This window comes from Streptomyces sp. WZ-12 (assembly GCF_028898845.1).
Classification (GTDB): Bacteria; Actinomycetota; Actinomycetes; order Streptomycetales; family Streptomycetaceae; genus Streptomyces.
This window is the reverse complement of record NZ_CP118574.1, coordinates 1,522,568-1,535,188: the sequence shown is the minus strand read 5'-3', so window position 1 is coordinate 1,535,188 and position 12,621 is coordinate 1,522,568. Positions and strand designations below refer to the sequence as shown.

Here is a 12,621-nt window from a genome sequence, read left to right as displayed (position 1 = left end):
CGTAGACGACCAGGTGGCCGGGTGGCGGGGGTGGTTGCGGGTGGGGCGAAGATCACAGCACGGTGCGCGGTCGGCGGCCGGGCGTGCTGAGTACCGTGAGCGGGTGCCGATAGACAAGAACGTGTTCTCGTCCCTGACGGCCTGGCGGCGCCGCGCGGTGTCGCGGGCCGTCCACAGCGGGGCGCACTGGGTGCGCCGGGCCGCGGCCGTCACGGTCGAGCGCCCCGGCCCGTACCGCTTCCGCCGGATCGGTACCGGCACCCGGCTGGCGTTCCCGCAGGGCACGATCTTCGGCGACCCCTGGATCGAGGTGGGCGAGCACTGCATCATCGGCCAGGACGTCACCCTCACCGCCGGCATGATGCCGGACCTGGACCTCGGCCCGGACCCGATCCTGACGCTCGGCAACGGCGTGGTGCTGGGCCGCGGCAGCCATGTGATCGCCGACGTCCGGCTGACCATCGGCGACGACTGCTTCTTCGGCCCCGGCGTCTACGTCACCACCACCAACCACAGTTACGACGACCCCGAGACGCCGGTCGGCAAGCAGTGGCCGCGCAGCGCGCCGGTCGCCATCGGGCCGGGCGGTTGGATCGGGACCGGTGCGGTGATCCTCCCCGGCGCCCGGCTGGGGCGGAACGTGGTGGTGGCGGCCGGGTCGGTGGTCCGCGGGGAGGTCCCGGACCACGCGGTGGTCGCCGGGGCGCCCGCCCGGATCGTCCGCCGCTGGGAGCCCGGCGAGGGCTGGCGGCCGCCGCTACGGACGCCGGCGCCGGTGCCCATCCCGGAGGGCGTCACCCCGGAGCAACTGCTGGCCCTGGGGGAGTGGGAGAAGGCGCAGGGGTAGCGCCGCGGCCGCTCGTTTCCGGCGGCCCACCGGCCGTGCGGCGACTGCTAACTTGGCGGCATGCCCGTGCCGATGGATGCCTTCGACGTGGTCCGGCCCGCCACCGAGTGCCTGGACCTGCTGACCGAACCGGTCGCCGCCGCGCTGCGCGCCTGGCGCGGCTCCGTCCCCGTCGAGGAGTTCCGCTTCGTCGACACCGACCCGGCCATCGCGGACACCGAACGCCTCGTCGCCCACTACGGCCAGTGGCTGCTCCAGCAGTCCGCGAACTGCGTCGTGGTGGCCGGCAAGCGCGGCGGCGAGGTCACGCTCGCGGCCTGCGTGGTGCTCTCCACCACCCGCGTCGACGTCAACGGCGTGGTCCGTCGCCATCTGGGCGCCCGCAAGGCGTCGTTCGCGCCGATGGACACCGCGGTCGGCGAGAGCGGCATGGAGTACGGCGGCATCACCCCGGTCGGCCTGCCCGCGGCCTGGCCGCTGTTGGTGGACGCCGCGGTCGCCGACACCCCCTACGCCCTGATCGGCAGCGGCAGCCGCCGCGGCAAGCTCATCGTGCCCGGCAAGGCACTGACCGAACTGCCCGGCGCCACGGTCCTGGAGGGGCTGGGCGTCGGCTGACCGCCCCGCCCGGCCGGTCAGTCGGCCCGCGCCTCGCGCCACCGCCGCAGGTCCAACGACAGCGGCGTGGCGTGCTCGGTGAACCCCAGGCTGCGGTAGAGCCCCTCGGCGTCGTCCGTGGCGTGCAGGTCGACCCGGCCGATGCCCTGCTCCGCGAACCACCCCAGCAGCGCCTCGGTGGTCGCCCGGGCGTAACCCCGGCCGCGGTAGCCGGGATCGGTGCAGACGTTGAACACGAAGCCGCGCCGGCCCGTCGGGTGCACCGGCGACGGCAGCCGCTCGTCGATCGTGCCGAGCGCGCACGCCGCCAGCCGGGGCCCGGCCGCGCCGGCGGTGTCCCCATCCGCCTCCACCACGAAGCCGACCATCCGGCCGTCCGGCCGGGCCAGTTGCCGGCGGGCCACCGCCTCCGCGTCCCGCTCCCAACTCCCCGGCTGGTCCCGCCCGTTCATCGCCAGGTACATCAGCCGGCGCAGCCGGACCAGCTCGGCGGCGTCCCCGGGGGCCGCGGCACGTGGTGTGATCATGGCTGGCACGCTAGCGCACCCGGCGCTCAGCCCAAACGGGGAATCTCGATGGCCGGACAGCGGTCCATCACCATGTCGAGACCGGCGGCCCGGGTGCGCCGGTACGCCTCGTCGTCGGTGACGCCGAGCTGGAACCAGACCGCCCGGGCACCGATCGCCACCGCCTTGTCGGCGACGTCCCCGGCCAACTCGCTGCGGACGAACACGTCGACGACATCGACCGGGAACGGCACGTCGGCCAGGGACGGGTAGCCCGCCGCGCCGTGCACCGTCTCGGCCTTGGGGTGCACCGGCACGATCCGTTTGCCGTGGCCCTGGAGCACCTCCGCGACGTGGTACGCGTCGCGCTGCCGGTTCGCGGACAGTCCCACGATCGCCCAGGTGTCCCCGAGTTCGGTGAGGATCTTGCGGATCGTCGCCTGGTCGCCGTGCATGGGCCTCCTGCCGTCGATGGTGGGGGCAGCGTACGCCCGGCGGGCGGCCGCTACCGCCCGGCCTCCTCGGCCAGCGCGCTCCCGGCGGGACTGGCCATGTCCAACAGCACCATCGCGTCGTGGTCCGGGGTGCCCGCCGGCGCCTGGTACGTGACCAGGCGCTGGCCGTCGGTGCGGAAGATCTCCATCACCTCGAAGCTCAGGCACATCGTGCCGACCTCCGGGTGGTGGAAGTGCTTCTGCCCGCCGCCGCGCAACCGCACCTCGTACCGCTCCCACCGGCGGGCGAACTCCGGGCTCTTGACGACGAGTTCGCCGACGAGCTGGGCCAGTTCCGGCATGTCGGGGTCGGCTCCGGCCATCGCCCGCAGATGGGCCGCGCTGTGCCCGGCCATCTCCTCCCAGTCAGGGTAGAGCCGGCGGCTCATGGGGTGCAGGAACAGGTAGCGGGTGAGGTTGCGGCGCTCCGGCGGCCAGTCCGTGATGCCGGGGAAGAGCCGCAGGCCGGGGCGGTTGGCGGCCAGCAGGTCGTTGGTGCGGCCGACGACGCACGCCGGGTGCGGGCGCAGCGTCTCCAACAGGGCGCGCACCGACGCGCGGACCGTGCGCGACCCGCCCGGGTCCGCCGGCGGTGGGGGTGCCTGGCCCGCGGCGAGCGCGGCCAGCTCGTGCAGGCGGTGGAGCGCCTCGGGGGAGAGGCGGAGTGCCTGGCCGAGCGCGGCGATCACGGCGGGCGAGGGACGGGTCTCCCGGCCGCGCTCCAACCGCGTGTAGTAGTCGACGCTGACGCCGGCCAGCGTCGCCAACTCCTCGCGGCGCAGCCCCGGCGTGCGGCGGATGCCCGTGCCGGCGGGCAGACCCACGTCCCGCGGGCGGATCAGTCCGCGGCGGGCCCGCAGGAAGCGGCCCAACTCCGTGCCTTGGCTCATCCGGCCATTGTCGCAAGGCGCGGCGCGCGGTGGGGGGCCGTATCAGGGCCAGGCACGGCGCTCCCCCGCACCGCCCGGTCTGGTGGGCACCGGACCGGGCGAGCAGGCTGCTGTCCGGATCCGGCGTGTGAAGGCGCCGTGTGGGGGCAGGGCCACCGCACGGCGGGAGCAGGGGCCGGCGCAACGGTGAGGAGCGGCGCACGATGAACGGGATACGAGCCTTTGCGGGCACGGGAGTTGAGCCGGGGACGGGGACCCCGCAAGGGTCGGGTCCCGTCGTCGCGGCCCTGGTCGCCGGCGTGCTCGGATTCTTCGTCATCACCGTCGACGTCTCCGGTGTCAACGTCGCGCTGCCCGCCGTGGGGCGGGAGTTGGGCGGTTCGCTGGCCGGGCTGCAATGGGTCGCCGACGCCTACACGTTGATGTTCGCCGCGCTGATGCTCTCCGCCGGCGCGCTCTCGGACGCGGTGGGCGCGCGGCGCGCGTACGGCTGGGGGCTGGCCGCCTTCACCCTCGCCTCGCTGGTCTGCGGGGTGGCGCCGACGCTCGGGGCGCTGACCGCGGCGCGCGTCGTCCAGGGCAGCGCGGCGGCGGTGATGGTGCCCGCCTCGCTGGCGCTGATCCGGCAGGCGTTCCCCGAACCGGGCGCGCGGGCGCGGGGGGTCGCGCTGTGGACGCTCGGCGGCGCGGTGGCCATCGCCGCCGGGCCCGTCCTGGGCGGGCTGCTCACCACGACCTGGACCTGGCGCGCGGTGTTCGCCCTCAACGCGCCGGTAGGGGTGGCCACATGGCTGATCCTGCTGCGGACGGCGCCCTCCCCGCGGTACCGCGCGGCGTTCGACCTGCCGGGGCAGGCGACGGCGGTGCTCGCGCTGGCCGGGCTGACCTTCGCGGTGATCGAGGGCGGGCACCGCGGGCTCACCGCCACCGTGCTGGTCGCGGCCGGCGTCGCGGTGGTGTCCGCGGCCGGTTTCGTGGCCGTCGAGGCGCGGCGGCGCGCGCCGATGCTGCCGCTGGGGCTGTTCCGGCTGCGCGGCGTCGCCGTGCCGGTCGTCGCGGGCTTCGCCACCAACGCCGCCTTCTACGGCGGGGTGTTCGTGCTCAGCCTCTTCTTCCAGCAGCAGCGGGGCCAGTCGGCGCTGTCGGCCGGGCTGATGTTCGTGCCGATGGCGGCGGCCACCGCGCTGCTCAACTACCTCTCGCCACGGACGGTTTCCCGCTTCGGCCCGCGCGCGGTCATCGTGGTGGGGCTGCTGATCGTCGCGGCGGGCTGCGGTGCGCTGTGCGCCGTCGGCGTCACCACGCCGGCCTGGGCGATCGCGCTGGTGATGATCCCGTTGGGCGCCGGCGGCGCCCTGGCGATGCCGGCGATGACCTCGCTGCTGCTCGACAGCGTCGCCGCCGAACGGGCCGGCACGGCGGCGGCGCTGCTCAACACCAGCCGTCAGACGGGCGGGGCGCTCAGCATCGCCGTCTTCGGCGCGCTCCTCGCCGGCGACTTCGCGACCGGCATGCGGGAGAGCCTGCTGAGCGGCGCCGGTCTGTTGGCGGCGATGGCGCTGGCCGCGGGGGCGCTGCTGCCGCGGCGTTGATGGCCAACGAGTAGGCGTCGACGGGGAGTTGAGAAGAGTTCGACGGCGGTCCGGCTACCGGCTCCGCAGGAACTCCCGGGCGCCGCGCAGCCGGGTCCGCAGCCGCCGCCGGGTGGCGCGGCCGTCCAGCCGGACGTCGAGGGCACCGGGCAAGGCGGAGTCGGCGCGCCGCCCGGCGGCCAGCCGGTCCGGGTCGAGGCCGTCGCGCCGGGCGATCAGCACGCCGAGCTCATGCCGGCTGAGGGCGTCCGCCCCGCCCAGGTGGCAGACCCCGGCGCGCTCGGACGCGGCCAGTTCCCACAGGGCCGCGGCCAGGTCCCGGACGTGCACCGGACAGCGGACCTCATCGGTGAACAGCACGCCGCCGCGCTCCCCGGCGGCCACCGTGTGCACCAGGCGCTCGTGGACGGACCCGCCGTCCCCGATGATCAACGAGGTGCGGGCCACCACGGCGTCCGGCAGCAGCAGCCGAACGGCGCTCTCCGCGGCCGCCTTTGCCGCGCCGTACGGCGTGACCGGATCCGGCGGGCACCCCTCGTCGTAGTGGACCCGGGCGCCGGAGAACACGGCGTCGCTGGAGACGTGGACCAGCCGGCAACCGCGCCGCGCCGCCGCCACTGCCACGCGGATCGCGCCGTCGGCGGTGACCGCCCAATCGCCCTGCCCGCTCGTCGCGTTGACGACGACCCGCGGGGCGACCGCGCCCAGCACCTCGTCGACGTCCCCGGGGGCGCGCAGGTCCAGCCGGCGCCAGGAGACCCCGGGCAGGCGGCCGGGTCGGGAACAGAACGTCGCGACCGTCTCCCGCTCCGCCGCCGTCGCCTGGCGCACCAGTTCCGTCCCCAGGAACCCGCTGCCGCCGATCACCAAGACCGTCATGCCGGCACGGTAGGGCAGCCCGGCCCCGGGGCGAACGGGCAGAACCGGACGTCATTTCGCGTGCCGCCCCGGCCCGCGGCAGCAAAGCGCCCCGCCCGAAGGGGAAGACGGGCGGGGCGGGTTCAGGGGGCGGCGGTCAGCCGGAGCGACCGGCGCCCACGACGCGGGTGCTCGCCGAGCGGGCCGGCTTGCCGATCGCCCGGCCGCTGCCCACCGGCTCGGGCGTCCCGGCGCCGGTCCCCGGGCGCAGCGCCGCGACGTCCGCCTTACGGGAGCGCCGCCCCACGCCGACGCCCTCGGCGGCGGCCAGCGCCGCGCGCAACGGCTCCGGCTCCACGAGCATGCTCACCGCGCCGGCCGGATTGAGGTACAGGGCGTGGCCCGGCGGCAGTTCGTCGAGCAGTTCGGCGGCCGGCCGCTGGTCGTAGAGCAGCCGGCCCGCCGACTCCAGTTGGGCCTCGCAGGTGTAGACGGGGAGCACCGGGGCGCCCTCGGGGGAGGCGGCGGCGAGCGGCGTGCCGGCCGCGGTGACCAGGACGGAGACCTCCGCCCGCGCCAGCTCCGCGCAGACCGCCTGGTCCGGACCGTAGCCGGTGGCGGCCAACTGCACCGCGCGGTCCACCGGGTCGGTGGGGTCCGCCCAGTCCAGCATCTGCGGCGACGGCCGGTACTCCGGGTTGTCGCGCCACTCCACGATGTCGCCGTCCGACCCGGACCGCCACTGGCCGATCACCGCCCACAGTGGCGGGGCGCCGTCGCCCGCCCAGGTCAGGTCCACCATGGCCAGCCAGTGGTCCGGCGCCTCGCGGGCCGCCTCGACGACCTCCGGCGGCGGCGTGGGCATCTCCTCGCCGGTCACCGGAGGGCCGGCCGTCATCGCCGCCTGTGTGCTGTCGTCCATCGAGCCCTCCGCCGAGCCGCCGATCCGTCCCGCGGGCCCCCGACCGCCGTGCGGCGCGGGGCCCGCCCGCGGCCAACAGTGCCCATGGGCCCCGCGGACGTCTCCCCGACGCACCGTGCGGAGGGCCCGGGTACGCCCCCCGGAGTGCCCCCTGCGCCCGTACGGCGGACAGCGCCGGGGAGCACGGGACACCGGGGGGCCGGCCCGCCCCGCCCGGTGGCCGCATAGGCTGGGCGGATGCAGGAGCAGTACCGGACGCTGGCCCGCGAGGGCGTCCACGAGATCGAGATCAACAAGTCCCGCTTCATCTGTGCGCTCGCGCCGGTCGCGACGGAACAGGAGGCCCAGGACTTCATCGCGCGCATCCGCAAGGAGCACCCGGCGGCCCGGCACAACTGCTTCGCGTACGTCCTCGGGGCCGACGGCGGCGTCCAGAAGGCCAGCGACGACGGCGAACCGGGCGGCACGGCCGGGGTGCCGATGCTCCAGATGTTGGTGCGGCGCGAGATGCGTTACGTGGTCGCCGTGGTCACGCGGTACTTCGGCGGGATCAAGCTGGGCGCCGGCGGGCTGATCCGGGCCTACGGGGGCGTGGTCGGCGAGGCGCTGGACGCGCTGGGCACGGTCACCCGGCAGCGGTTCCGGCTGGCCACCGTCACCGTGGACCACCAGCGCGCGGGCCGGCTGGAGAACGACCTGCGGACCACCAGGCGGGCGGTGCGCGGGGTGACCTACGGGGCCGAGGTGCGCATCGAGGTGGGGCTGCCGGAGGCGGACCTGGAGGGCTTCCGGGCCTGGCTGGCGGACGTCACGGCCGGCACGGCCCACGTGGAGCTCGGCGGCGAGGCGTACGGGGAGGCGTAGCCGGGAGGCGCCTAACGGGGGCCGGGGCGGGGCGAGTTCGGTCCGTACCGGTGCGCGGGGGCGGGTGGCGTGTCAGCCTGGCCGGCGGAACGGGCCGCGACCGGCGCGCCCGCCGGCACGGGAAGGGACTCCACGCATGCCGGACCTCCTGGGGGAGCGGGTGGGATTCGCCCGCCGGATCGGACTGTTCCAGGCCACCGCCATCAACATGAGCCAGATGTGCGGGATAGGCCCGTTCGTGACCATCCCGTTGATGGTGACCGCGTTCGGCGGGCCGCAGGCCGTCATCGGCTTCGTGGCGGGCGCGGTGCTGGCGCTCGCGGACGGGCTGGTGTGGGCGGAGTTGGGCGCCTCACTGCCCGGCGCGGGCGGCAGTTACGTCTATCTGCGGGAGGCGTTCCAGTACCGCACCGGGAAACTGATGCCGTTTCTGTTCGTGTGGACGGCCATGTTGTTCATCCCGTTGGGGATGTCCACCGGCGTCATCGGCTTCGTGCAGTACCTGGGGTATCTGTGGCCCGGGATGAGTCAGGGGCAGGGGGACGCGGTCGGGCTGGTCGTCACGGTGGGGATCGTGGCGCTGCTGTGGGGCCGAGTGGAGCGGATCGCGCGGCTCGCCGTCGTGCTGTGGGCGGTGATGATCGCCGCCGTCGGCCTGGTCATCGTCGCGGCGTTCACCCACTTCAGCCCGGAGCGGGCCTTCACCTACCCCGCCCATGCCGTGGACTTGACGGCCAGTCACTTCTGGATCGGGTTCGCCGGCGGCCTCACCATCGGCCTCTACGACTACCTCGGCTACAACACCACCGCCTACATGGGCGCCGAGATCAAGGAGCCCGGCCGCACCCTGCCGCGCGCCATCCTCTTCTCCATCGCCGGCATCATGGCGATCTACCTGCTGCTCCAGATCGGCACGCTCGGCGTCGTCGACTGGCGCGAGATGCTCGACCCGCACAGCACCGCCGGCTCCTCGGTCGCCTCCGCCGTCCTGGAACGCACCTGGGGCCGGACCGCCGCCGACGCCATCACCGTGCTCATCCTGATCACCGCCGTCACCTCCGTGATGACCGGACTGCTCGGCGGCTCCCGGGTCCCGCACGACGCCGCCCGCGACCGGGTCTTCTTCCGCCCCTACGGGACGCTGCACCCGCGCCACCGCTTCCCCGTCCTGGGCCTGTTGACCATGGGCGGCATCATGGCCGCCGGCTTCCTCCTCGGCCGGCACACCGATCTGGCCACCGTGATCCAGTTGTTGACGACGGTGATGGTGCTGGTGCAGTCGCTGGCCCAGGTCGCCGCGGTCACCGTGCTGCGCCGCCGCCAACCGACCCTGCACCGCCCCTACCGGATGTGGCTCTACCCGCTGCCCAGCCTCGTCGCCCTGGTCGGCTGGCTGCTGATCTACGGCTACGCGGACCGCAACACGCCCGGCCGGCACCCCATCGAATGGTCGCTGGCCTGGGTCGCCGCGGGTGTCGTGGCGTTCCTGGCGTGGGCCCGCTACGAGCGGGAGTGGCCGTTCGGGCCGAAGCGGATCAGTGAGGAGTACCTGCGGGGCGGGGAGCCGGACGGGGCGGCGGAGGGGGAGGGCGCGCCCGTGCGTTGAGTTCTGGGTTGCGCGCCGATGTGGCGTCAAAGCCCCACAGTCGCCCGGCCGTTCAGTCATCGGGAAGCTCGAAGTGGCGCGTCGTTCCCGGGGCCACGGTGTAGGGGCGGCCGCGCAGCCGGACGCGGATTGCCGCCTGTTCCGACTCCGGGACGGTGATCCCGACCCGGTGGGTGCGGATCCGCAGGTCGATGTCCCGGTGCCGGCGGTAGCGGATCCGCACGCCGAACTTGGACAGTTGGGGGAGCGGTGCCGGGTCCAACCACAGGGCGCGGGCCCGGGTCTCCAGTCCGGTCATCCCGCGCTGCACGAAATCCAGGGTGCCGGCCATCGCCCCCAGGTGGATGCCCTCCGCCGTGGTGCCGCCCTGGACGTCCGCGATGTCGCCGGTCAGCGCCTCCGCGCAGTAGCCCCAGGCATCGTCCCGGCGGACCCGCGCCAGCACCCAGGCATGGACCACGGCGCTGAGCGTCGAGCCGTGACTGGTGCGTTCCAGGTAGTGGTCGACGGTCGCCCGCCAGGTCTCGTCGTCGAGTCGGTAGCCCAACTGCTCGAAGAGGGCGGCCAGTTCGGTGGGGGAGAAGAGGTAGCCGAGCATCAGCACGTCGGCCTGTTTGGACGCCTGGTAGCGGTTGACGGTGTCGCCCTCCGCCTCCAGGATGCGGTCCAGCCGCCGGATGTCGCCGTAACGGGCGCGGTAGCCCGCCCAGTCGAGCTCGGCGAGCCGCTCGTAGCCGGCGAACTGGCTGATCACGCCCCGATGGTGCGGGACGTACAGCCGGTGCGCGAGGTCGTCCCAGTGCTGCCGCTCGTCGTGCGAGAGCTCCAGCCGCTCGAACAGCGGCCGCCGGCGCGCCTCCGGCAGCGTCCGGCACAGCTCCAGGGCCCGGGACAGCACCCAGGCGGCGGTGACGTTGGTGTAGGCGTTGTCGTCCAGGCCCGGCCGGTCCGCCCCCGGATAGCCGTCGTGGTACTCGTCGGGGCCGACCACCCCGCGGATCCGGTAGCGGCCCAACCCCGGGTCCCAGTCCGCGCTCGACGCCCAGAAGCGGGCGATCTCCAGCAGCATCTCCGCGCCCTTGGTGTGCAGGAACCCGGTGTCGCCGGTGGCCTGCCAGAACTGCCACACGTTGTAGGCGATCGCCGAGCCGACGTGGTGCTGGAGGTGCGAGTGGTCCGGCAGCCAGCGGCCCGAGCGCGGATTGAGGTGCAGGAGCTGGGTCTCCTCGCGGCCGTCACTGCCGCTCTGCCACGGGTACATCGCGCCCGCCCGGCCCGCCTCCAGCGCCGCCCGGCGGGCCGCCGGCAGCCGCCGGTGGCGGTAGGACAGCAGCGCCCGCGACACCTTCGGGAAGTGCAGGTTCAAGAACGGCAGCACGAACAGCTCGTCCCAGAAGACGTGCCCCCGGTACGCCTCGCCGTGCAGCCCGCGCGCCGGCACCCCCACGTCCAGCCGCGCGGTGTGCGGGGAGAGGGTCTGCAACACGTGGAAGACGTGCAGCCGCAGGATCCGGCCCGCCTCGCCCGGAACGTCCCACCGCACCCGGTGCCACAGGTGTTGCCAGGCTCGGTGGTGCGAGGCCAGCAGCCGGGGCACCGCCGGCGCCCGACGGATCGCCGCCAGCGCGCCGGGCACCGGCGCGGTGCGGGCCAGGTCCTGGGAGGTGTGCAGCGCCACCGTCTTGTCGACGGTGGCCGGGGCGCCCGGCCGGACCGGGACGGTGTGCAGCCGCCAGACCCGGCGGTCCGCGACCCGGGTGCGGGCGGTGCCGCCGCGCGGCGCGACGTGGGTGCGGGCGGCCAGCGCGACGCTGATGCCGGAGGTGAGGGTGCGGCAGCGCAGCCAGAACACCCCGTCGCCCTCGCCGCCGGTCTCCCAGTCGGTCAGATGGGCATCGGCCAGGTCGCGGTAGCGCGCCACCCCGCGGTTGCGGATGTCGCCGTCCAGCCCGGCCGCGACCTCCACCTGCCCGGACCAGCCCTCGGCGGTGAACACCGCGCGCTGCACGGCGAGATCGGGCTCCGACATGTGCACCAGCCGGCGCTCGGTCACGGTCAGCCGCCGCCCCTGCGCGTCCTCGTAGGACGACCAGCGGGTCAGGGTGCCGCGGCGCAGGTCCAGGGTCCGGCGGTGGTCGGTCAGTTGCGGGTGGTCGGGGGAGAGCCACGGGCCGGGCGCCGGGGCGTCGTCGGGGCGGATGCGGTAGCGCAGCGGCAGCCAGTCGGGGAGGTTGACCAGGTCCTCGTTCTCCACCGCGCGGCCGGCGACGGTGGAGGTCAGCCGGTCGTAGACGCCGGCCGCGTAGGTGCCCGGGTAGTGGGCGGGGCCGCGCGGGGTCTCGGGGGCGGCGCCGCGGGTGGCGAACCGGCCGTTGCCGAGCGTGCACAGCGCCTCCCGCAGTCGCTCGTCCTCGGGGTCGTACCCCTCGTACGTCCACGTCCAGGCCCGCGCCGTCATCGGGCCGCCCCGGGCACCAGCAACTCGGCGAGGTCGGCGACCACCAGGTCGGCGCCGCGGCGGTGCAGCTCCGCCGCGTGCCCGCCGGTGCCGCTCCGGTCGACGCCGACGACCAGGCCGAAGCCGCCGCGCCGACCCGCCGCCACGCCGGCCAGCGCGTCCTCCACCACCGCCGCGTCCCCGGGCGGTACGCCCAGCCGCCGGGCCGCCTCGACGAACAGCGCCGGGTCCGGCTTGCCCGGCAGCCCCAGCCGCGCCGCCTCGTTGCCGTCCACCACCGCGCCCAACAGGCCGCGCAGGCCCGCCCGTTGGAGCAGCTCGGCGGCGTGCCGGGACGCCGACACCGCGGCGCACGCCACGCCCTCGTCGCGCAGCGCGTGCAACAGCCGCACGCTGCCCGGCCAGACCTCCGCCCCCCGCTCCCGCAGCAGCGCGGTGAAAACCTCCTCCTTACGGGCCGCGACCGCCGCCACGCTGCCGGTGCCCGGCGCGTCCTTGGGGGAACCGGGCGGCAGCTGCACCCCTCGGGAGGCGAGGAACGCGGCCGCGCCGTCCAGCCGGGACCGGCCGTCGACGTGCCGGAGGTAGTCGTCCACCGGGTCGAAGGGGCGCTGCCCGCCCACCGCCGCCAGACAGGCGTCGAACGCCTCCCGCCAGGCCGCGGCGTGCAGCCGCGCGGAGTCGACGAGCACGCCGTCGGTGTCGAGGACCACGGCCCGCACCGGGCGGAGACAGGTGGCCAGCGGCGACGCCTCGGCCATGACGGATCCCTTCGGCATCCCCCGATCGGACTCGTCCCTCCATGGCACCACGACATCCGGGGCGGGGCCGCTCGTGCCCGGTCCCCGGGCCCTGGCGTGCCCCGGGGGACCGGGCTCACGATGGAAGGGAGCCGAGGCGCATCCGGTCGCCGCGGCCGACGCCCCGCACCGCCGGCCGCGCCCGCCGCGGCGCCCGCCCCGGCCC

General features: G+C 75.3%; 12 protein-coding genes. 5 read left to right on the top strand and 7 right to left on the bottom strand.

Annotated features, from left to right (window positions below; all coding sequences use genetic code 11):
- Nucleotides 1-103 precede the first annotated feature (103 nt).
- Nucleotides 104-847, top strand: coding sequence for an acyltransferase (locus tag PV796_RS06520; protein ID WP_274911959.1), 744 nt, complete (start codon nt 104-106; stop codon nt 845-847).
- Nucleotides 848-907: 60 nt separating this feature from the next.
- A complete protein-coding gene (locus PV796_RS06515) occupies nt 908-1,465 on the top strand; it encodes a YbaK/EbsC family protein (RefSeq protein WP_274911958.1) in 558 nt (185 codons plus the stop codon).
- Nucleotides 1,466-1,482: 17 nt separating this feature from the next.
- Here PV796_RS06515 and PV796_RS06510 read toward each other — a convergent pair whose 3' ends face one another.
- The 3 genes from PV796_RS06510 to PV796_RS06500 are packed head-to-tail and all read right to left on the bottom strand — an operon-like array spanning nt 1,483 to nt 3,355.
- Nucleotides 1,483-1,992 carry a GNAT family N-acetyltransferase gene (locus tag PV796_RS06510; protein WP_274911957.1) on the bottom strand — a complete coding sequence of 170 codons (510 nt, stop codon included), beginning with the start codon at nt 1,990-1,992 and terminating at the stop codon, nt 1,483-1,485.
- A 26-nt stretch (nt 1,993-2,018) separates the two neighbouring features.
- Entirely contained in the window at nt 2,019-2,426 is a 408-nt protein-coding gene (locus PV796_RS06505) for a CoA-binding protein (RefSeq protein ID WP_274911956.1), read from the bottom strand.
- 50 nt (nt 2,427-2,476) lie between these two features.
- Nucleotides 2,477-3,355, bottom strand: a complete 879-nt coding sequence (locus tag PV796_RS06500; RefSeq protein ID WP_274911955.1) for a helix-turn-helix domain-containing protein — start codon at nt 3,353-3,355, stop codon at nt 2,477-2,479.
- A gap of 203 nt (nt 3,356-3,558) precedes the next feature.
- Here PV796_RS06500 and PV796_RS06495 point away from each other — a divergent pair, with 203 nt between their 5' ends.
- Nucleotides 3,559-4,947: an MFS transporter gene (locus PV796_RS06495; RefSeq protein ID WP_274911954.1), complete on the top strand. Its 1,389-nt coding sequence runs from the start codon at nt 3,559-3,561 to the stop codon at nt 4,945-4,947.
- A gap of 54 nt (nt 4,948-5,001) precedes the next feature.
- On the opposite strand, the gene PV796_RS06490 is transcribed toward PV796_RS06495, so the two are convergent.
- Nucleotides 5,002-5,826 carry a sugar nucleotide-binding protein gene (locus tag PV796_RS06490; RefSeq protein WP_274911953.1) on the bottom strand — a complete coding sequence of 275 codons (825 nt, stop codon included), beginning with the start codon at nt 5,824-5,826 and terminating at the stop codon, nt 5,002-5,004.
- Nucleotides 5,827-5,962: 136 nt separating this feature from the next.
- Nucleotides 5,963-6,727, bottom strand: a complete 765-nt coding sequence (locus PV796_RS06485) for a type VII secretion system-associated protein (RefSeq protein WP_274911952.1) — start codon at nt 6,725-6,727, stop codon at nt 5,963-5,965.
- 237 nt (nt 6,728-6,964) lie between these two features.
- On the opposite strand from PV796_RS06485, the gene PV796_RS06480 reads away from it, so the two are divergent.
- Nucleotides 6,965-7,591: a YigZ family protein gene (locus tag PV796_RS06480; protein WP_274911951.1), complete on the top strand. Its 627-nt coding sequence runs from the start codon at nt 6,965-6,967 to the stop codon at nt 7,589-7,591.
- Nucleotides 7,592-7,727: 136 nt separating this feature from the next.
- Nucleotides 7,728-9,197 (top strand): APC family permease, encoded by a 1,470-nt coding sequence (locus tag PV796_RS06475; RefSeq protein ID WP_274911950.1) that lies wholly within the window; start codon nt 7,728-7,730, stop codon nt 9,195-9,197.
- A 52-nt stretch (nt 9,198-9,249) separates the two neighbouring features.
- Here PV796_RS06475 and PV796_RS06470 read toward each other — a convergent pair whose 3' ends face one another.
- Complete coding sequence (locus PV796_RS06470) at nt 9,250-11,655, bottom strand: glycoside hydrolase family 65 protein (protein ID WP_274911949.1); 2,406 nt, start codon at nt 11,653-11,655, stop codon at nt 9,250-9,252.
- Nucleotides 11,652-12,416, bottom strand: coding sequence for an HAD family hydrolase (locus PV796_RS06465; protein ID WP_446750677.1), 765 nt, complete (start codon nt 12,414-12,416; stop codon nt 11,652-11,654). Before PV796_RS06465 ends, PV796_RS06470 begins: the two co-directional genes overlap by 4 nt.
- Nucleotides 12,417-12,621: the final 205 nt, after the last annotated feature.